17 protein-coding genes and 1 tRNA gene are annotated in these 20449 nt (G+C 66.5%); 9 read left to right on the top strand and 9 right to left on the bottom strand.

What is annotated here, in order from left to right; genetic code table 11:
• Positions 1-16 precede the first annotated feature (16 nt).
• The 3 genes from KF871_RS08980 to KF871_RS08970 all read right to left on the bottom strand — a co-directional run bounded on the left by KF871_RS08980 (position 17) and on the right by KF871_RS08970 (position 2273).
• Positions 17-940: a hypothetical protein gene (locus KF871_RS08980; protein ID WP_291140969.1), complete on the bottom strand. Its 924-nt coding sequence runs from the start codon at positions 938-940 to the stop codon at positions 17-19.
• A gap of 102 nt (positions 941-1042) precedes the next feature.
• The gene (locus KF871_RS08975) at positions 1043-1660 is read right to left on the bottom strand and encodes a hypothetical protein (RefSeq protein ID WP_291140966.1); all 618 of its coding nucleotides are present in this window, start codon (positions 1658-1660) and stop codon (positions 1043-1045) included.
• 103 nt (positions 1661-1763) lie between these two features.
• Positions 1764-2273 (bottom strand): MarR family transcriptional regulator, encoded by a 510-nt coding sequence (locus tag KF871_RS08970; protein ID WP_291140963.1) that lies wholly within the window; start codon positions 2271-2273, stop codon positions 1764-1766.
• Positions 2274-2367: 94 nt separating this feature from the next.
• Between KF871_RS08970 and KF871_RS08965 the strand changes: the two genes are divergently transcribed.
• From KF871_RS08965 to KF871_RS08955, 3 genes are all read left to right on the top strand, one after another.
• Positions 2368-3336: a tripartite tricarboxylate transporter substrate binding protein gene (locus KF871_RS08965; RefSeq protein ID WP_291140961.1), complete on the top strand. Its 969-nt coding sequence runs from the start codon at positions 2368-2370 to the stop codon at positions 3334-3336.
• 14 nt (positions 3337-3350) lie between these two features.
• A complete protein-coding gene (locus tag KF871_RS08960; RefSeq protein WP_291140958.1) occupies positions 3351-4559 on the top strand; it encodes a flavin-dependent oxidoreductase in 1209 nt (402 codons plus the stop codon).
• Between the two features lie 124 nt (positions 4560-4683).
• Complete coding sequence (locus KF871_RS08955) at positions 4684-6792, top strand: transporter substrate-binding domain-containing protein (protein WP_291140954.1); 2109 nt, start codon at positions 4684-4686, stop codon at positions 6790-6792.
• A 93-nt stretch (positions 6793-6885) separates the two neighbouring features.
• Here KF871_RS08955 and KF871_RS08950 read toward each other — a convergent pair whose 3' ends face one another.
• Positions 6886-7614 (bottom strand): response regulator, encoded by a 729-nt coding sequence (locus KF871_RS08950; protein ID WP_291140951.1) that lies wholly within the window; start codon positions 7612-7614, stop codon positions 6886-6888.
• Between the two features lie 234 nt (positions 7615-7848).
• Between KF871_RS08950 and KF871_RS08945 the strand changes: the two genes are divergently transcribed.
• From KF871_RS08945 to KF871_RS08935, 3 genes are all read left to right on the top strand, one after another.
• Entirely contained in the window at positions 7849-9381 is a 1533-nt protein-coding gene (locus tag KF871_RS08945) for a methyl-accepting chemotaxis protein (RefSeq protein ID WP_291140948.1), read from the top strand.
• Between the two features lie 103 nt (positions 9382-9484).
• Positions 9485-11929: an adenosylcobalamin-dependent ribonucleoside-diphosphate reductase gene (locus KF871_RS08940; RefSeq protein ID WP_291140945.1), complete on the top strand. Its 2445-nt coding sequence runs from the start codon at positions 9485-9487 to the stop codon at positions 11927-11929.
• 19 nt (positions 11930-11948) lie between these two features.
• Complete coding sequence (locus KF871_RS08935; protein WP_291140942.1) at positions 11949-12557, top strand: pyridoxamine 5'-phosphate oxidase family protein; 609 nt, start codon at positions 11949-11951, stop codon at positions 12555-12557.
• Between the two features lie 5 nt (positions 12558-12562).
• Here KF871_RS08935 and KF871_RS08930 read toward each other — a convergent pair whose 3' ends face one another.
• The 4 genes from KF871_RS08930 to KF871_RS08915 all read right to left on the bottom strand — a co-directional run bounded on the left by KF871_RS08930 (position 12563) and on the right by KF871_RS08915 (position 15371).
• Complete coding sequence (locus tag KF871_RS08930; protein WP_291140939.1) at positions 12563-13396, bottom strand: trypsin-like peptidase domain-containing protein; 834 nt, start codon at positions 13394-13396, stop codon at positions 12563-12565.
• 125 nt (positions 13397-13521) lie between these two features.
• Positions 13522-13597: transfer RNA gene (locus KF871_RS08925), tRNA-Ala, on the bottom strand.
• A 31-nt stretch (positions 13598-13628) separates the two neighbouring features.
• Complete coding sequence (locus KF871_RS08920) at positions 13629-14537, bottom strand: NAD(P)-dependent oxidoreductase (RefSeq protein ID WP_291140936.1); 909 nt, start codon at positions 14535-14537, stop codon at positions 13629-13631.
• 96 nt (positions 14538-14633) lie between these two features.
• Positions 14634-15371: a GntR family transcriptional regulator gene (locus tag KF871_RS08915; protein ID WP_291140933.1), complete on the bottom strand. Its 738-nt coding sequence runs from the start codon at positions 15369-15371 to the stop codon at positions 14634-14636.
• Between the two features lie 102 nt (positions 15372-15473).
• On the opposite strand from KF871_RS08915, the gene KF871_RS08910 reads away from it, so the two are divergent.
• Positions 15474-16376, top strand: a complete 903-nt coding sequence (locus KF871_RS08910; RefSeq protein WP_291140930.1) for an alpha/beta hydrolase — start codon at positions 15474-15476, stop codon at positions 16374-16376.
• 13 nt (positions 16377-16389) lie between these two features.
• Here KF871_RS08910 and KF871_RS08905 read toward each other — a convergent pair whose 3' ends face one another.
• On the bottom strand, positions 16390-17367 hold the full coding sequence (locus KF871_RS08905; protein ID WP_291140928.1) for a GMP reductase: 978 nt from the start codon (positions 17365-17367) through the stop codon (positions 16390-16392).
• A 221-nt stretch (positions 17368-17588) separates the two neighbouring features.
• On the opposite strand from KF871_RS08905, the gene KF871_RS08900 reads away from it, so the two are divergent.
• Together KF871_RS08900 and KF871_RS08895 are read left to right on the top strand one after the other, a co-directional pair.
• Positions 17589-19946, top strand: a complete 2358-nt coding sequence (locus KF871_RS08900; protein WP_291140926.1) for a UvrD-helicase domain-containing protein — start codon at positions 17589-17591, stop codon at positions 19944-19946.
• On the top strand, positions 19943-20446 hold the full coding sequence (locus KF871_RS08895; RefSeq protein WP_291140924.1) for a hypothetical protein: 504 nt from the start codon (positions 19943-19945) through the stop codon (positions 20444-20446). The genes KF871_RS08900 and KF871_RS08895 overlap by 4 nt, the downstream gene beginning before the upstream one ends.
• Positions 20447-20449 lie beyond the last annotated feature (3 nt).

The following is a 20449-nucleotide window of genomic DNA, read 5'->3' as shown; positions in this document are numbered from 1 at the left end:
ACGGGCGTCGCAGCACTCACAGCTCGTCGCTGCGCATGGGTACCGCGTCATCCCAGGACGTCGTCACGATGGTGGGGTCGTGTCTGATTTCCTGGCGGAGTCGCTCCACGGTCTCATGCGTCAGCAACGGCTGAACCACGCGTGCGTCCGGGTCGAACTCGACACGGTTGGGTTGGATGGCCATGCCAGCCTCGTGGTCGTTGAAGCGTGATCGTTCGACATACAGAGCGTCCGATCGTTCGACGGCGGCCTGCAAATCGACGAGGCCAAACGCCACCTGCCCGAACGCCATGGGCGGTTGCTGGTCGCCGAGCCATTTGTCGAGAGCCGACATCTGATCTTTGGTCATTTCGTGCAGTGGCGCCAGAAGACCTTGATCCTCGCGCCATTGCTTGATGGTGCTCATTACCTTGTTGGTTTGCAGATTGTTGGGATCCATCAGCACCCCAATCGTGCGCCCACCTTCGACGAAGCTACCCAACATGACGACGCTGTGGTGGAGCTGGTAGACGTCGTCGCCTTGGCCGGGGGCGATCAGTCCCTGCAGGATCAACGAAACGGGTCCGTGCGTGTCGCACAGCTCGGCCAATTGCTGAGCGCTGGTTGCGGGCCGAGAAGCCGACAGGTCGATCTGGGTCACCCGTTTGACGAACGCTCTCAACCCAGACTTTGGCGGAACTTCGATGACCACACCTTGCTGCTTCAAGTCGGCGGCAATGTTGTGCTTCAAGTTTCGGCTATGGCTGACGCAGTCGGACGTGCGCTGGAACGTGAACCGTTCGACACCCGCTGCCCCTACTGGACTGTCGATCAGCGCGCCGAGTACGGTCATGGTGACCAGCGTTCTGGCCTGCGGCCGGGCAATGGCGGGGGGCAGTGTGCTTGCATTCTGGGATGGCTTGACGCTGGAAACGAACCGTTGGCTGGAAAGGCGTTGCATTGAGAGTCCTTCGGAAAATCGACGAATGAGCCGCCTGAGTGTCGGCAGGCCATCGGTCGTTCCATCAGGTGCGCTCTGCGTGGCGCTCTCCGCCTTGGCTCGTCACCCTTCCATCCATTCCATTACCTCCCATGCGCCGGTCAGCAGGCTGTCTGCGCTGACCACGGCGAGGTCCATGCCAAGCCGTTGCAGCCGCCAGGGCAGCGCGCTGCCGGCGGATGCGTGATGGCTGTCCAGCTCGACTTGCCAGGTTTGCCCGTCCTCGCTGATCCGGCCGAACCTGAGTGCAACCTGTTGATTGGCCGTGGGTGCAACGTGCAGCAGAAAGTCACCACAAACGAGCAATCGTTCCTCGGTCGGTGCACCGTCGCTGCCGCGCCGCGCCAGCGTGATGCGTCGGCCCAGTGATTGCGGCATCCGCTCCCAGATGGCCAGGTGCCTGTCGCGCAGACCTGTTTGCACGATGCGGTCCGGTGTCTGGAACACGCTGTGGGCCACTGCGGGGCCTTCGATCAAACCCGTGATCACATGACCGTCCGCGTCGATGGCGCCCTGCCAGCGCGCGGTCTGAAACCACCGCACATTGGCGCCGGTGTCTCGCCCGCCCGGCGTTTCCAGCAGGGTGCGGGCCCACACGCCCTGATAGGCGGGTGACGCCCACGAAATGGTGGCGGGCGACCCGTCGGCTTGCATCGACAGCGACTGCGGGTTGTCCATCATGTGCACGTCCTTGCCTCCGTCCGCGCGAGTCCGAATCGGTGCGGTGGAGCACCGTGCTCCGCCACGGCACAGCCTTAGCAATCGCCGGGCCAACCGCTCTGCTTCAGGTCGGGCGGCGGGCGCGAGATGGACGCTTTGAGGGGACTTCGTCCTGCGGCTGCAGGGGCACAAAGGGCGCACGTGCCTCGTCGGCCAGCCCTTCGGTAAGTGTTTGCAACAGCTCGATGAGCTGCCTTCGCTGCACCGGCGTGAGGGGCGACAACAGGCGCTGGTAGGCCTCTTCTGCTGGCGCTCGAGCGGCGTCGAGCAGTGAGACCCCTTGCGGTGTGAGTGCGACCGTCATCTGCCGCCGGCTGACGCTGGAGCGCTCCCGGGAAACCAGCCCGCGTTCTTCCAGGCCCTTGAGCACGCGCATCACAGTGACTTTGTCGAAGGCGAGCGCTCGCGCCAGGCGCGTCTGGTCCAATCCGGGCTCGGTCGCCAGCACCGTCAGCACCCCATATTGCGCAGGCGTCAGACCGACCTCGGCGCATGCCGACTCGAAAACGGCAGCGGAAATCTGGTGTGTGCGCCGCAGCAGGAATCCTGGGCGTTGGTAGAGGTCGGCGAGCATGGGCGGATTGGATCGGGCGACCGGGATTCTACGGATGCGCAGATGGTCCGTTTGCGCGACAATAGGTAGCATGCTAACAATAGGAGACAAGGTCATGCATTCCGCTTTCCCGATCTCGCGTCGCGCCCTGCTGGCGACGTCGCTGCTGGGTGCCACCGGTGTGGCCACGGCGCAGGACGCACCGCTGCGGCTGATCGTGCCCTTCACGCCCGGCACCGGCATTGACCTGATCGCGCGCTCCATCGGCCCCAGGCTGTCGGAGCGGCTCAAGCGCCCGGTGATCGTGGACAACCGCGCCGGAGCATCGGGGAATATCGGCACCGAAGCGGTGGTGCGTTCAGCGCCGGACGGCAACACCTTGCTGGTGAGCGTGAGCACCCTGGTCATGAACCGCAGCCTCTATCCGCAACTGCCGTTCGACCCCTTGCGCGACCTGCAGCCCGTGAGCCTGACCAGCTGGGGGCAACTGATTCTGGTCACGCACCCGCGCACCGGCTTCAAAACCGCGGCGGATCTGCTTGCCGCAGCGCGCAAGGCGCCGGGAAAGCTCAACTACGCCTCGCCCGGGGTGGGCACGCCGCACCACCTGTCGATGGAGCTGCTCAAGAACACCGCCAAGGTGTTCCTCACACACATTCCTTACCGGGGCACCGGACCGGCCCTCACCGATCTGCTGGGAGGGCAGATCGAAGCCATGTTCCTGCCGATTCATGTGGCCTTGCCGCAGGTGCGCAATGGGCGTTTGGTGGCCCTGGCCATCGGCAGCGACAAACGGCACCCCTTGCTGCCGGATGTGCCTACCTTGAGCGAGAGTGGCATCGGCAAGGTGAACGTGGACATGTGGTACGGCGTGTTTGCACCCAAGGGCATGCCGGCCCCGCAGGTGAACGCGCTCAATCGCGAGATCAACGACATCCTGCGAAGCGACGACGTGAAGAAGGCATTTGAAGGACAAGGCATGGACCCGGCGACGGATTCGCCGGACGGTTTTGCCCAACTGGTGGCGCGCGACGCCGACCGCTGGGCTGCCTTGATCAAGGCGCAGGGCATCAAGGCCGAATGATCGGGAGCGGGCACATGAAGATTGCCGTGGTGGGGGGAGGCATCGCCGGTCTGGCGTTTGCGCTGGCGCTGCACAAACGTGGACTGACCTGCGATGTGTTTGAAGCGGCGCCCGAGGTGAAGGAGCTGGGCGTGGGCATCACCTTGCTGCCGCACGCCATGCGTGAGCTCGATGCCCTGGGGCTGACCGATTCGTTGCTGGCGCTGGCGATCGAAAACCGCGAGAGCGTCTTCTTCAACCGCTGGGGCCAGTACGTCTTCAGCGAGCCGCGTGGGCGGCATGCGGGCTATGACCTGCCCGAGTTGGGTATCCACCGTGGCAAGTTGCACGGGGTGCTATGGCAGGCGGCCATGCAGCGTCTGGGCGCACATCGGCTGCACACCGCGCACCGTTGTGTCGGCATTTCGCGTGGTGCGAGCGGCGTGCGGTTGCAGTTTGACAATGGCCAAGAGGTTCAGGCCGACATCGTTGTCGCCTGCGATGGCGTGAACTCGCTGATTCGCCGCCAACTGGTGCCCGACGATCGCGTCTGCTACGCGGGCATCAACACCTGGCGGGGCGTGACAGTGCACAAGCCGATCCTGACCGGCCAAAGCTACATCCGCATTGGCAGCATCGACACCGGCAAGATGGTGATCTATCCCATCGTCGACAACGTCGACGGCCAGGGCAACCAGCTGATCAACTGGGTGGCCGAACTGCGCGACCCTGCCAAGCCCATGAACGACTGGAACAGGCCCGGGCGAGCCGACGACATCCTGCCCATTTTTGACGGCTGGCGATACGACTGGCTGGACGTGCCGGCGCTGATCGCCGGCGCGCAGCAGATCTTCGAGTACCCCATGGTCGACAAGGACCCGCTGAACCGTTGGGGCGATGGCCCGATCACCCTGATGGGCGACGCCGCGCACCCGATGTACCCGCGCGGCTCCAACGGGTCGGCGCAGGCGCTGATCGACGCGCGCACCCTGGCCGATGAATTGGCCGCCGCGCCGGATGAGCCCGAGCAAGCCTTGCGGCGCTACGAAGCAGCGCGCATCGCCGCCACCGCGCGGGTGGTGCAGACCAACCGCACGTTGCCACCGGACTTCATCATCATGAAAGCCGATGAGCTGAGCGGAGGGCAACCCTTTGCCAGCATCGACGACCTCATCAGCCAGGACGAGTTGCGCGCCATCTCCGATAACTACAAGCAGATCGCCGGCTTCGCGCTCAAACCCTGAGGCGTGGCGCAAATCCGACGGATACCCCGGTAATCGGTGCCGGGCGGTCGCGGAAGTGGGGCACCTTGTGGCACCGTAAGCGGATGTGACCGGGGCCCCGGTTGCGCCATCCACGCGAGACCGCATGCCGACCTTGTCGCCGGGTACCCCGACCGATTCCTCACGCGCCAACGGGGCCCTGCGTCGACATGTCCGTTGGGTGAGCCTGGCCCTGACGCTGGTTTGCGCGCTCACCACCGTGCAGGCGCGCGTGCTCCATTACGGGGGCGATGAGGCGTTTGCCCCATTCGAGTCGCTCGATGCGCAAGGCCAGCCAGTCGGGTTCCAGATCGACCTGATGCGCGCGGTTGCGCGCGAGCTCAATGCCGAGGCTGATATCCAGTTGCAGCCCTGGGCCGCCACGGTCGAGGCGTTCCGCGCTGGCCGGGTGGACGTGGTGGCCATGGTGCAGACCATCGAACGCCGCGCGTACTCACGCTTTTTGCCGGGCCATGCGGCGCTTGATTTCGCGGTCTATCTGCCCAGTGGACGCACCGCGCCCGCAACCTTGCAGGACCTGGATGGTCATCGCATTGCGGTGCTGGACCGCGAACCCATGCGCGAGACGCTCTCGCGCTGGATGTCGGGCATTCGTGGCCCCTTCGTTCGCACGCCCGATACCCTGAGCGCATTGCAGGCGGTGCAGCGGGGCGAGGCCGACATGGCCTTGCTGTTGCGCGCCTATGCCGACCCCTTGGTGGCCAGTGGAAAGGTGGCCGGCGTGGAGGCCGCGCCAGGCAGTCTGAGCCTGCAGACTTATGCGTTGGCGGTGGCCTACGACAACGAGGCCCTGTTCAATGAGTTGCAAGGCGCGCTGGCGCGCCTGGAGGCCAACGGCACCTTGCCAGCGCTGCGCGAGCGCTGGCTCGGCCAGTCACCCGATGTGGCCATGCGCGTGGCCTTTGAGCGCGATCTGCGCGAGCAGCAGCGCTGGATCTGGGTGCTTGCAGGCGCCGCGCTGGCATTGCTGTTGGGCGCGGCTTGGGCGTTGCGGTATCGCGCGCGGGCCCATGCGCGCGAGCGCGAGCGGCGGCGTCGGGCCGAGCAATCGCTCCAGCAGGCGCACGACCTGCTGGAGCGCACCTTTGCACGCAACACGGAGCCCATGCTGGTGATCGACCACGCCAGCGGTGTGGTGCGCGACGCCAACCCGGCATTGATCGAGCTGCTGGGCGAGGTCGAGGCCAATGTCGTGGGACAGCCGCTGCGGTTGCTGGCTCACCACGTCGGGCTGGACAACTTGAAGCGCATGGCGCGCGCCATCGACGTGCGCGGCGAAATCGATGGTCTGCCGGCCTCCGTCACCCCTGTGAGCGGTGATCCGCGGCCTTGCCTGATCAGCGCCGAGCTCATGAACGTGGGTGACCAGCGCGTGGTGCTGTGCATCGTGCACGACGTCAGCGAACGCCTGGCCCGCGACGCGGTGTTTCGCATGGCCTATGAGCAACTGCGCATCGATGTGCCGAGCGAGCCGGACACCGAGCCTTCACCCGATGTGGCAGACCAGCGTGTGCGCGAATTCACCCGCGCCGTGGCCCACGATCTGCGCGCGCCGCTGCTGGCGATCCAGGGATTCGTGAGCCTGCTGCGCGAACGCCTCACCCAAGGCCATACCGAAGAGGCGATCGAATACAGCGACCAGGTTGAGAAGGCCACTCGGCGCATGAACAGCATGATCGACGCGCTGTGCGAACTGGCCCAGATCGACCAACGCGTCCAGCGTCGCGACCCGATCGACATGGACGCCCTGGTCGAAGAGACCTGGCGCCTGGTCAGCGCGTCCGACCGCTCACGCCAGGTCGAGATGCGCCACGACCCATTGCCGCCCGCCCGGGGCGACGCCGATCTGGTGGCGCAGGTGTGGCAGAACCTGTTGCACAACGCCTGGAAATACACCGCCCGTTCGCCCCATGCCCGAGTCCGGGTGGACAGTTTTGAGCTGGATGGAAGGGTCTGGTACCGGGTAACGGACAACGGCGCCGGCTTCGACATGAACCGCGCGCGCGGGCTGTTCCAGCCCTTCAGGCGCATGCACGCCAAGGGGCAGTTCGAGGGCACAGGCGTGGGTCTGAGCATGGTGCTGCGCATCGTGCGCCACCACGGTGGGGATGTGCACCTGCGCAGCCAGCCCGACGTGGGCACGGTGGCCGAGTTCACACTGGCCCCGTCCCGGGCTGATCACCACGGCGCCTGAATCGTTCTTGCGAACTGAAACGGCGCAAATTGTGAATGGGGTGAAGGCCTCCCGTGCCGGGCGAGCCACGCCGCCCGGGCGTGGCGAGCCGACTCAGTCCTCACCGCTGATGGTGACCAGCAACTGGATCACCTCGGCACATTCTTCCTGGATGCGCTGGATCGGGTAGATCTCGTTGGCCGGGGCGTTGTCGGGCTTTTGCTCGCGCAGTGTCTCGGCTTGCGACAGGATGGCCGACATGCGCTCGAACAGCTCGGACGTGATGGCGTGCACGTCGATCGGCACGCCGTCGGGCGGCGCCGTGGACGCTGGCGCTGCGGGCGTGTGAACCAGGGGTTCGGTCACCGCAAAGGCGGGGCCGGCCGGGGCCGCCACTGCCGTCGGTTTGTCCCGAAAGGGCAGCGGGCGCTCGTCGAGCTCGATCACCTCCATGGCCTCGCCGCTGAGGATCTGCTGCACCCGCACACGAATGAGATCGCGGTCGATGGGCTTGGTGAAGAAGTCGAGCACACCGGCGTCGAGCGCGCGCTGGCGGTGGGATGCGTCGTCGTGCGAGGTGACCATCACCACCGCGGTGTGTGCCAGTTCAGGGTTCTCGCGCATGCGGGCGATGACTTCGTAGCCGTTCAGATCGGGCAGCTCGGCGTCGATCACCAGCAGATCGGGTTTGTGCTGTCCCAGCTTGCGCAGGGCATCGTCGCCGCGCACGGCAAAGTGCAACTGGGTCAGGTCCAGCAAGGTGCGCGCGAGCAGGTGGACCATGCCGGGATCGTCATCGACGATCAGCACCCTGTGGCGTTGGGGCACCGGGTTGGTGGTCATGTGCAACTCCTGATGGGCATGCAAGGTAAGCGGCCGCAAAGGCGGCGTTGTCTGCACTGATCGGCAGACCGCCCGATTTCTTTAGTTCTACGTTCTCGCCAAGGCAAGACCGTCTGTCGTCACCGCCGGGGAAATGCCGGGTCGATTGCCTGCTTTTCACATTCGTAAAGCCCGCCCGAATGCCGATAGTTGGGGTTCTACCCTGTGGGGAAACCTTGTCTTTTGGTTTGCATCGTGAAGCTCTCGTTGAAACTCCCTCTGGCCATCGTCGCCTCGCTGGCGCTGGTGACCGCCGCCGCCTTGTTCGGCATTTACCGCCTCAATGGCTCCATCCAGACCTATCAGGTGGATGTGGCCAACAGCCACCGCAACGCGATCCGCGTGGGCGGCATGCTCAGCCAGTTCAAGACCCAGGTCCAGGAGTGGAAGAACACCCTGCTGCGCGGCAAGGACCCGGCGCAACTCGACAAATACTGGGGCGCTTTTCAAAAGGCCGATGTCGCCCTGGCGGCCGAGGCCAAAGGCCTCGCCGCCGACCTGGCACCCGGCGAAGCGCGCGACCTGGTCCAACAGTTCGGCCAGGCCCACGCCACGATGAGCGGCAACTACCGCGCCGCCTTCGAGCAGTTCAAGGCCGCGGGCATGGACGCCAGCGTGGGCGACAAGGCCGTGCATGGCATGGACCGCGAACCGGCTCGCCTGCTCGACGCTGCGGTCAAGCGCATCGGCGAAGACAGCGCCGCGGTGGCCGAGCAGGCCCAGGCCGGTGCCCGCCAGGCGACCGTCTGGAGCCTGGCGCTCATGGCGGTGGTCTGCATCGGTGGTGCCGTGGCCGGCGTGGTGTTCAGCCGCGCGATCACGCGCCGGGTGGACCAGGCCGTCGACGTGGCCGATCGGGTGGCCGCGGGTGACCTGAGCGTGCGGGTGCAGGCGCAGGGCAGCGACGAAATTGCAGACATGCTCAAGGCGCTGGCTGCCATGCAGGCCAAGCTGTCGCAGGTGGTGGGTGAGGTTCGCCACAACGCCGAGAGCGTGGCCTCGGCCAGCGCTCAGATTGCACAGGGCAACCAGGATCTGAGCCAGCGCACCGAGCAGCAGGCCTCTGCCCTCGAAGAAACAGCTGCTTCGATGGAACAACTGGGTTCCACCGTGCGCATGAACGCCGACAACGCGCGTCAGGCCAACCAGCTGGCGGTGACCGCGCGCGATCTGGCCGTGGCCGGTGGCGAAGTGGTCGGCGAGGTGGTCTCCACCATGCAGGGCATCCAGCACAGCAGCCAGAAGATCGCCGACATCATCGGCGTCATCGACGGCATCGCCTTCCAGACCAACATCCTGGCCTTGAACGCGGCGGTCGAAGCCGCCCGCGCCGGCGAGCAAGGCCGCGGCTTTGCGGTGGTGGCCGGCGAAGTGCGCAACCTGGCGCAACGCAGCGCCCAGGCCGCCAAGGAAATCAAGGACCTGATCGGCAACAGTGTCGATCAGGTGGCACAAGGCTCGACGCTGGTTGACCAGGCCGGTGGCCGCATGACCGAGATCGTGTCCTCGATCCGCCGCGTGACCGATCTGGTCGCCGAAATTAGTGCCGCTTCGACCGAGCAAAGCGATGGCGTCAACCAGGTGGGCGACGCCGTCACGCAAATGGACCAGGCGACCCAGCAGAACGCAGCGCTGGTGGAAGAAAGTGCCGCCGCGGCCTCGAGCCTGCGCCAGCAGGCCCAGCGCCTGGTGGAAGCCGTGGCCGTCTTCCGGGTGACCAACGGCTGATGTCCCCCGGGTCGGTGTCGCCCTGACAGGCGGCACTGACGACCTTGCGGTCTTCGTCGGCCAGACGACGTCCGCCATGGTGAATCGCCGCAGAATGGGGCCCATGAACCGCCCCGTTGCCGCCATCGATTTGCTGCCCGCGCTCGAACCACAGCCCATCAGCGAGGACGTGCTGCGCGAGAAGTACCTCAAGGGCGACGAGCGCACCCGCGACGCCTTGTTCGACCGCGTGGCCCGCGCGCTGGCCTCGGTCGAGGCGCCGGCTTTGCGCGACACCTGGACCGCGCGCTTTCGCGAACAGCTCGATCGCGGTGGCATCGGCGCCGGGCGCATCATGAGCGCGGCGGGCGCCGGCATCCAGGCCACGCTCATCAACTGCTTCGTACAGCCTGTGGGCGACAGCATTCAGGGTGTCGACGAAGCCGGCTTCCCGGGCATTTATGAGGCCTTGCGCGAAGCCGCCGAAACCATGCGGCGGGGCGGCGGGGTCGGCTATGACTTCTCGCGCATCCGCCCGCGCGGCGCGCGCGTGAGGGGCACGGCATCGGTGGCCTCGGGCCCCTGCAGCTACATCAATGTGTTTGATCAGTCCTGTGCGACGGTCGAGAGCGCCGGAGCACGCCGCGGTGCCCAGATGGGTGTGCTGCGCATCGATCACCCCGACGTGCGAGAGTTCATCACCGCCAAGCGCACGCCAGGTCGCTGGAACAATTTCAACGTGTCGATCGGCGTGCCCGACAGCTTCCTGCAGGCGGTGGTCAACGGCGCCGAATGGCAACTGGTGCACGCCGCCCACCCTGGCCAGGCTCAGCTGGATGCCGGCGCGTTCCAGCGGGAAGACGGCCAGTGGGTCTACGAAACAGTGAACGCGCGCGAGCTGTGGGACACGGTGATGCGCTCTGCCTACGACTTCGCCGAGCCCGGCATCCTGTTTCTCGACGCCATTGACCGCGACAACAACCTGCGCGCCATCGAGCACATCTCGGCCACCAATCCTTGCGGCGAACAGCCGCTACCGCCCTATGGCTGCTGCGACCTCGGCCCGGTGATCCTGCCGCGTTTCGTGCGCCATCCGTTCGACGTCGGCGGACCAGCTTCATTTGATTTCGAGGCTTTCGCCGAGGTGGTCTCGGTGCAGGTGCGTGCGCTCGACAACGTGCTCGACCTCACCCATTGGCCACTGCCGCAGCAACAGGCCGAGGCCGTGGCCAAGCGGCGCATCGGCGTCGGGTTCACCGGCCTGGGCGATGCGCTCATCCTGATGGGGCTGCGCTACGACGCCCCGGATGGGGTGGCGATGGCACGGCAGATCGCCGAGCGCCTTCGCGATGCGGCCTACGCTGCCTCGGTGGCGCTGGCACGCGAGAAAGGCGCCTTCCCGCGCTTCGACGCAGATACCTATCTGGCCGAGGGCACGTTTGCCAGCCGCCTGCCAGCGTCGCTGCAGGCGGACATCCGGACCTATGGCATTCGCAACAGCCATCTGCTGTCGATCGCCCCCACGGGCACGGTGAGCCTCGCCTTTGCCGACAACGCCTCCAATGGCATCGAGCCCGCGTTCTCCTGGACTTACACCCGTCGCAAACGTGAGCCCGACGGCAGCATGCGCGAGTACGAGGTGCAAGACCACGCCTGGCGGGTGTGGCAGGCGCTGGGGCGCGATGTCTCGCAGCTGCCGCCCGCGTTTGTCTCGGCGCTGCAGATGGGCGTTGATGGTCACCTGAACATGATGGCGGCGGTGCAACCCTATGTGGACACGGCCATCAGCAAGACGGTGAATGTGCCCGCCGACTTTTCCTACGACGCCTTCAAGGACCTGTACCTCAAGGCGTGGCGCTCGGGCCTCAAGGGGCTCGCCACTTACCGACCGAACGACATCCTGGGCGCGGTGCTGCAGACCGAAGACACGCCCGCTGCGAGCGAATCACCCCCGCCGCCCGATCCCATGCGTCGGGTGATCGAGCGGCGTCCGCCAGGTGGGCTCAATGCCGTGGTGGAGAAGATCAGCTACTGGACCCATGAGGGTGAGCAGACCACCTACATCGTGGTGTCGTTCCTGCCGGTGACGTCGGCCGATGGTCACCCTGCCGGCGAGCGAGCGATCGAGTTCTTCATGCCGGTGGGGCAGCGCGCCGAGTCGCAGCAATGGATCACCGCCAGCATGCGGCTGCTGTCGCTGGCCGCGCGTGGCGGTTTTCTGGACCGGGCGCTGAGCGACATGCGCAAGGTGGTGTGGGACCGCGGTCCTGTGCGCCTGGGACACCGTGTGCGCGAGGACGGTGCGCAAGTGCCCATGTGGCACGACTCCGAGGTCGCGGCCATCGCCTTCGCGGTGCAGACCATTCTGGAGCGCCGCAGTGGTGCGCCGTCGGCACCCGTGCTGGCGGCGGTAGCGCCGGCCGCAACATCGGCCGCCACCGCGGTGGCGTCAGTCGCCAACGGACTCATGGGTGGGCGCAAATGCCCCGAATGCGGCGCGCGCGCCCTCATCCGCAAGGATGGCTGCGACCATTGCACGTCCTGCGGCTACCTGGGCAGCTGCGGTTGACAACACACCTTTCGACGACATGACCTACCTGAGCACCGAATCGGAACTCGACGCGCTGTTTGGCCCTGTGGGCGAGGCTTCGCGCGTCAAAGAGACGCCGCGCCTGAGTGCGGCCTATCGGCAATGGATCCAGCGCTCGCCCTTTGCGGTGCTGGCAACCGTGGGCCCGGGCGGGCTGGATGCCTCACCCCGGGGCGACCCGGCGCCGCTGGTGCGCATCGTCGACGACCAGACCTTGCTGCTGCCGGAACGCCGTGGCAACAACCGCGTCGACAGCCTGCGCAACCTGCTGCACGACCCGCGCATGGCGCTCATCTTCTTCGTGCCCGGTGTGCGCGAGACGCTGAGGGTCAATGGCCGAGCGCGCATCGGCACCGACCCCGCGCTGCTGGCCGCGCTGGCCATGCAGGGCCAGGCGCCGAAGTGCGTGCTCGAGATCGCCATCGACTCGGTGTTCTTCCAGTGTGCGCGTGCGGTGCAGCGCGCATCCTTGTGGTCGGCCGATCACGCCTCTGCGGGCGAGGTGCCAACGCCAGGGCAGATGCTGGCCGAGCTGTCTGCTGGCGGCATCGACGGCCAGCGCTACGACGGTGAGCTGCCCGCCCGGCAGGCCGCCACGCTGTACTGAAGGCGTCAGTCTTCGCCGGCCGCGGCGTCATCCGTCGCGTTGTGCGTCGCGTCATCTGGCGCTTGCGTCAGCGTCAGCAGGATGTCGGCGTACCAGGCGCAATTGAGACCCAGCGACTCATCCTGCTGCAGATCGCGGTTGCCCATGTCCAGGCGTGCCGAGTGCACCCCCAGCAAGACCCAGGGCAGGGCACCGATGTTCTGTGCGTCGGCCTGCGCCATGCGCATGACCACCGGCGCCCCGCTGCAGCCGCGGTGAGTGCGCGCGTCGGTGAGGAAGTAACCCTTGCCCTGGAAGCGGATGCCGAAGGGCGACGCCAGGCCGCCATGCCGCAGCACCGGCAACTGGTGCACAGCATCGCCAAACCCCAGCGGAAAACCCGCGATGCACAGCGCGGCGTCCGGGGCCACACGGTCGAAATCGTCCAGCAGATGCTCAGGTGAGAACGCATGCACGATGGCCTCCGGCGGCAGGGCTGTGCGATCGATTTCCAGCGTGGCCACGTCGATCTCGCCACCACCGTCAGCGCCCTGGCGCCAGACCGCCACGCCGTCTGCGTACAGCAGCATTGAAAAGCCGGTGCATTGCGTCAGGTCCTGCGCGTCCAGGTGCAGCGTGATCTCGATGCGATCGGGGTGATGCTGGCTGGGCTCGTCGATCACCACGTGGCGGCTGGTCACCAGGAACAGGCGTTGATCGCGCTCGAAGAAGAAGCCGCTGGCGTTGGTCAACGCTTGCGCTCCCTCGAAGGTCGAGATGCTGACCGTAGCGAGGAACAGGGGGTCAACCGGTGCGGGTGCGCCCGAGTGGGCGGTTGAAGCGTCGGGTGTCTCGTTCATGTGCATTGCGTGGCCTGGGCGACCCCGTTGCGGCGACACGGCCAGTCTGCTTGCAGGCGCGTCACCGTGGCGAATGGGCCAGAGGAAAGAAAAAGGCCTTGTGAAACAAGGCCTTTCAGAATTCTTGGTGGAGACGAGGAGGATCGAACTCCCGACCTTCGCATTGCGAACGCGACGCTCTCCCAGCTGAGCTACGTCCCCACTGGGTGCGGATTCTAGCGAAACCCGTGCGTCAGGCCATGCCGTTTCGGCTGGCCAGTTCGACGAACAGGGCCGAATGGTCGAGCTCGGACAAGCCATGGTCGACGGCCTCGGCGAACAGCTTTTCGAACAGGCTGGTGATGGGGGCTTCGAAGCCGACTTCGGCGGCGGTGGTGAGCGCGTTGCGCATGTCCTTGAGCTGCACCGACATCGCGCCGCGCTTGGTGAAGTCGCGCTCGATCATGCGTTGGCCGTGCACTTGAAGAATGCGGCTGTCGGCAAAACCACCGGTGATGGCCTGCTTGACCTTGGCCATGTCGGCGCCGCCTTTCTCGCACAACAGCAGCGCCTCGGCGACCGCGCCGATGGTGATGCCCACGATCATCTGGTTGGCCAGTTTGGCCAATTGTCCGGCGCCGTGCGAGCCGACGTGCGTGGCGCGCCCCAGCACCTCGAACACGGCGCGCGCGCGTTCCACGTCTGCCGCCTTGCCGCCGATCATGATGGCCAGCGTGCCGGCCTCGGCGCCCACCGTACCACCGGAGACAGGCGCGTCCAGGTGCTGTGCCCCCAGCGCGGCCAGGCGCGCAGCGTGGTCGCGTGCCTGGCGCGGCTGGATCGACGACATGTCGATCACCAGGGCGCCCGCGGACAGACCGTCCGTCATGCCCTGGCGAAACAGCACGTCCTCAACGACATCGCCGTTCTCGAGCAGCGTGATCACGATGTCGGCGCCCCGCACCGCGTCGGCCGGTGTATCGGCCACGCGGGCGCCGAACGGCTGCAGGCGCTCAGCCTTGGTGCGCGAGCGGTTCCAGGCGCTCAGCGTGTAGCCGGCCTCGCACAGACGACGGGCCATGGGAAAGCCCATCATGCCGATGCCCAGCACGGCAACGCGAGGCTTGTCGGAAGGCGAGGAGGGAGTGGTGTTCTGGCTCACGGGGATGGGCGTCGGGGCAAAGCGGACGATTCTAGAGGGGGTATCAAAAAAAGCGCGGTCACCGGCCATTGCCGGGACCGCGTGCAAGTGGATCGACTACAGAAGCTGTCGACGACCACGGAGTTGATCGGTTGCGGCAGTCGCCGCCGCGGACTCAGGTTGGGTCATCAGAGCGGTCAGCGCCGAGGCGGCCTTGCCGGTGTGCTCGCTCATGAGCTGTGTGGCGCGCATCGCGTCGCCGTCGGCAATGGCTGCGGCGATCGCCTCGTGCTCTTCCCACACGGGCTTGCGGATCTGATACGACTGCAGGGCCACGCCCATCGCGCGCCGAATGTGCTGCCAGTGCAACTGCGCGGTCTGCGCAATCAGCGGATTGCCGGCGGCGGCATAGATGGCGGTGTGAAAGGCGGCGTCGGCGTCGATCATGGCCTTGATCTCGGCGCGCTCGACCGCGAGCCGGCCGGCCTCGAAGATGGCGGGGTCGATGCGCACCCTTTGGGCGGCGGCCAGGCGCACCGCGAGCAGATCCAGTGCTCCACGCACCTGGTAAACCTGCGCGATCAGGTCGGCATCGAGCGGGCACACCTGCAGCCCGCGCGTACGGGCGCTCGGGCCGCTGATCAGCGGGGCGTCCCGCACAAAACCGTCCTTGCGCAGCAGCCGCAGTGCCTGCATCACGGGCTGGCGCGACACCGCCAGTTGCTCGGCCAACTCTTCCTGCATCACCCGCTGCCCGGGCCGCAGTGCGCCCGTGCAGATGGCGTCGAGCAATGCGCGGTACACCCGCTCGACGAGGTCGGGCGAGGTCTCGATCTGGTGCAACTGGGCGCTCATGCGTGGGTCAACAAGGGGTTACGAATTCTGTATACGGAATTCGCGCAGCATACCCCAGGTGTTTCGGCCTGGGGCGACCGACGGTCGCGTACCCCCACCCCCATGACACAATCGCCGGCCATGAACCTGCGCTTCAACCCCGATCCCCTGTGGCTGGACAGCGAATACAACAACCGGGCCCTGGTGCCAGACCATGCCCGGCACTTCGCACACTGGGCCGATACGTCGGCCGAGGCGCGCCAGACCGGTCCCGCACTGACCGACCTGCGATACGGCCACGGCGCGGGGGAGTTGCTCGACATCTTCCCGGCGCTGGTGCCCGCAGGGGGTGGCTCGGCGCCGGTGCTGTTCTTCATCCACGGCGGCTACTGGCGAAGCCTGGACAAGTCCGACCACTCGTTCATCGCCCCCGTGTTCCAGCGCCTGGGTGTGTGCGTGGTGGTGGTCAATTACGCGCTGTGCCCGGCGGTCACGATTCCCGACATCGCCTTGCAGATGGTCAAGGCGCTGGCCTGGACGCACCGCCACATCGGCGCTCATGGGGGTGACGCCACCCGCATCACGGTGGCGGGGCATTCCGCCGGTGGGCACCTCGCCGCCATGATGCTGGCCTGCCAGTGGGCGCAGGTGGGTGCCGACCTGCCGGCCGCGCTGGTGAACAACGCCCTGTCGATCTCGGGTGTGTTCGATCTGGAGCCACTGCGGCATGCGCCCTTCGTGCAGCCATCGCTCAAGCTCACCCTGGCGCAGGTGAAGAAGGCCAGCCCGGCCCGTTTGCCGTCACCGGGGCTGCGCGCCGGTCGCGGCCGCCTGTATGCGGTGGCTGGCGGCGACGAGAGCAGCGAATTCCGCCGACAGAACGGCCTGTTGCAGGCCGCCTGGGGTCGCGAGGTGGTGCCGGTCAGCGAAGACCTGCCCGGGCTCAATCACTTCAGCGTGCTGGAAGCGCTGGTGACACCGAAGCACCGACTGCACGCCCTGGCGCGCGAGCTGCTCGGCGTGTGAGCCGGCCGGGCGCTCACATCAGCAGGTGCTCGCCGGCGTTGTCGCCGCCCAGGATCACATAGTTCACCTTGCGGATGTCGAGCAGCTTCGTGCCACCGGCGTAGCTGATCGAGCTCTGTACGTCCTGCTCCATTTCGGTCAGCGTGTCGGCCAACCTGCCCTTGATGGGCTCAAGGATGCGTTTGCCTTCGACGTGCTTGTACTCGCCCTTGTTGAAGTCGCTCGCCGAGCCGTAGTACTCCTTGTAGAGCACGCCGTCGACTTCCACCGTCTGCCCGGGCGACTCCTCGTGCCCGGCAAACAGCGAGCCGATCATCACCATGCTGGCGCCAAAGCGCACACTCTTGGCAATGTCGCCGTGGCTGCGGATGCCGCCGTCGGCAATGATGGGTTTGGTCGCCACGCGCGCGCACCACTTGAGCGCGCTGAGTTGCCAGCCGCCGGTGCCGAAACCGGTTTTGAGCTTGGTGATGCAGACCTTGCCGGGGCCGACGCCGACCTTGGTGGCGTCGGCGCCCCAGTTCTCCAGATCGATCACCGCCTCGGGGGTGGCCACGTTGCCCGCGATCACGAAGGTCTTGGGCAGCCGCGCCTTGAGGTGCGCAATCATCTCCTTGACGCTGTCGGCGTGCCCGTGCGCAATGTCGATCGTGACGTACTCGGGGCTCAGGCCTTCGGCCACCAGCGCATCCACCGTTGCGTAGTCGGGCGCTTTCACGCCCAGGGAAATCGAAGCGAACACACCCTGGGCGTGCATGTCCCGCACGAACTTGAGGTTGTCCAGGTCGAAGCGGTGCATTACATAGAAATAGCCGTTGCGCGCCAGCCAGACGCAGATGGTCTCGTCGACCACCGTCTTCATGTTGGCCGGCACCACCGGCAGGCGAAAGCGGCGCCCGCCAAGTTCCACACCGGCGTCGCACTCGGCGCGGCTTTGCACGCGGCACTTGCGCGGCAGCAACAGGATGTTGTCGTAGTCGAAGATTTCCATGGACCAGGCTCCGGAGAACTGTTGTTGAACAGATGAGCGCTTGGCCTGGCCGGTCTTTGTGCCGCCAACGGGCAAAAAGAAACCGGGCGCAAGAATCTTGGGCCCGGTGCGCGATTCTAGGCCGATGTGCCCGAACGTGCGCTGTATGAAACCCATATGGCGGTGCGTATGGCGGTCCGTATGGTCTGTCTGGCTCATCGGGGCCTTTCTACAATCCCGCGATGCTGTTCGATACCCCCGCGCAACCCTCGCCGCTGATCGCTGGCCTCAACCCCGAACAGGCCGCCGCCGTCACCTTGCCCGCCGAGCACGCGCTCATCCTGGCCGGGGCCGGATCGGGCAAGACGCGGGTGCTGACCACGCGCATTGCATGGCTGCTGCAGACCGGGCAGATCGGCCCGGGTGGCGTGATGGCGGTCACCTTCACCAACAAGGCCGCGCGCGAGATGACCACGCGGCTGACGGCCATGCTGCCGGTCAATGTGCGCGGCATGTGGATCGGCACCTTCCACGGCCTGTGCAACCGCTTGCTGCGCGCGCACCACCAGGCCGCGGCGCTGCCGGCCACTTTCCAGATCCTCGACACCCAGGACCAGCTCTCGGCCATCAAGCGCCTGTGCAAACAGCACAACGTGGACGACGAGCGCTTTCCGCCCAGGCAGGTGCAGTGGTTCATCGCCGGCTGCAAAGAAGAAGGACTGCGTGCGCGCGACGTGCCCGCGCGCGACGAGGAGACACGGCGCAAGGTCGAGCTGTATGCGCTGTACGACGAGCAATGCCAGCGCGAGGGCGTGGTCGACTTCGGTGAGCTCATGCTGCGCAGCTACGAGCTGCTGCGCGACAACGATGTGATCCGCGTGCACTACCAGCGTCGCTTCCGGCATCTGCTGATTGACGAGTTCCAGGACACCAACAAGCTGCAGTACGCCTGGCTCAAACTGTTCGCGCCGCCGCCGATCGAAGGTCTTCCCGGGCCGGGCAATGCCATCTTTGCGGTGGGCGACGACGACCAGAGCATCTACGCCTTTCGGGGTGCGCGCGTCGGCAACATGGCCGACTTCGTGCGTGAGTACCGCGTGATGCACCAGATCAAGCTGGAGCAGAACTACCGCAGCGTGAGCAACATCCTCGACGCGGCGAACCACCTCATCGGCCACAACCAGCGCCGCCTGGGCAAGAACCTGCGCACCGACGCCGGTGCCGGCGAACCGGTGCGGGTGTACGAGGCACCCAGCGACTTCGCCGAGGCGCAGTGGATGGTCGACGAGATCAAGGCGCTCACCCGCGAAGGCACACCCAACGACGAGGTGGCCGTGCTCTACCGCAGCAATGCGCAGAGCCGGGTGGTCGAGACCGCGCTGTTCAATGCCGGCCTGCCGTACCGCGTGTACGGTGGTTTGCGGTTCTTCGAGCGCGCCGAGATCAAGCACGCACTGGCCTACCTGCGCCTGATCGAGAACCCGCGCGACGACACCAGCTTTCTGCGCGTGGTGAACTTCCCGCCGCGCGGCATCGGCGCGCGCAGTGTCGAGCAGTTGCAGGACGTGGCACGCGCCGCGGGTTGTTCGTTGCACGACGCCGTCAGCGGTGTCACCGGGCGTGCCGGCACCGCCATTGCCGGCTTTGTCGCCAAGCTCGATGTGGTGCGTGAGCAAAGCGAGGGCAGCAACCTCAAGGACATCGTGGAGCTGGTGCTGGAGCACAGCGGCCTGCTCGACCACTACCGCCAGGAGCGCGAGGGCCAGGAGCGGGTGGAAAACCTGGAGGAACTGGTCAACGCCGCCGAGAGCTTCGTGATGCAGGAAGGCTTCGGGCGCGAGGCGGTGGCGCTCACGCAAAGCCCGGCCAGCCAGGGGCTGGACCTGACAACTCCCATTGCCGACGCCTTGCCCACTCCCGATACCGACACCGGCGAAACGCTCAGCCCACTGGCCGCTTTCCTGTCGCATGCCGCACTCGAATCCGGCGATCACCAGGCGCAGGCCGGCCAATCGGCCGTGCAATTGATGACGGTGCACGCGGCCAAGGGGCTTGAATTCGACTGCGTGTTCATCACCGGTCTGGAGGAAGGCCTGTTCCCGCACGAAAACGCCATGAGCGACCGAGATGGCCTGGAGGAAGAACGCCGCCTGATGTACGTGGCCATCACCCGTGCGCGCAAGCGCCTGTACCTCAGCCATTCACAGACGCGCTTGCTGCACGGGCAGACCCGCTACAACCTCAAGAGCCGCTTCTTCGATGAGCTGCCGGAGGCCTGCCTGAAGTGGCTCACGCCACCCCAACCCTCGGGCTGGGGTGGCATGGGCAGCGCCGGGTGGGGTGGGCACCGCGCCATGGCCCAGCAGGCGCCGCAACCGGCCTGGACACCGGGCTGGAAGGCGGCGAGCGCCCCCGCGCCCGAGCCCGACCGGGGCACGCCAATCAAGGCCGGCATGGCGGTGTTTCACAACAAGTTCGGCGAGGGCAAGGTGCTTTCGGTTGAAGGCGCGGGCGACGACGCGCGCGCCCAGGTGAACTTCGCGCGCCATGGCACCAAGTGGCTGGCGCTGAGCGTGGCCAAGCTCACGCCGATCGAATGAACCGCGTTCAGCCGGCTGCTTTGCCTGACAACGCCTTGCTCATGGCGTACCGCACCCGCGGCGACCATGCTGACTGCTACGAAGTCACGGTGCCACAGGCCGTGACCTTGGCCGGTTTCATGGCGGCGTTCTACACCTCGCCCGCCTTCAAGCTGGAGCGCTGGCTGCTTGCCCACCTGTCCCACTTTCCTTCCACCGACGAACAGGCGCATGCGTTGGCGCGGGGCGAGCGCTCGCAGTTCGCCGCCTGGCAGGTCGAGTCGCGAATGGCCGATCAGGCTGTGTTGGCCGCGGGCCGCACGCGTTCGTGGTTCATGGTGGCGCCGCTGCCTGACGGCTCAGGCACGCGGCTGCGCTTCGGTTCGGCCGTGGTGCAGCGCAAGCGTGGTGGCATGGGTTGGGCGTTCGGTGCGCTGCTGGGCTTTCACAAGCTGTACTCACGCATCCTGCTGACGGCTGCGGCGCGCCGTCTTCAGGCGTCGCCCCGCAGCCTGCCTTGACCC

The sequence above is a fragment of the Hydrogenophaga sp. genome, from assembly GCF_019635465.1.
Taxonomy (GTDB): domain Bacteria; phylum Pseudomonadota; class Gammaproteobacteria; order Burkholderiales; family Burkholderiaceae_C; genus Hydrogenophaga.
Note: the sequence above shows the minus strand (reverse complement) of the source record. Positions and strands in the feature narration are given on the sequence as shown.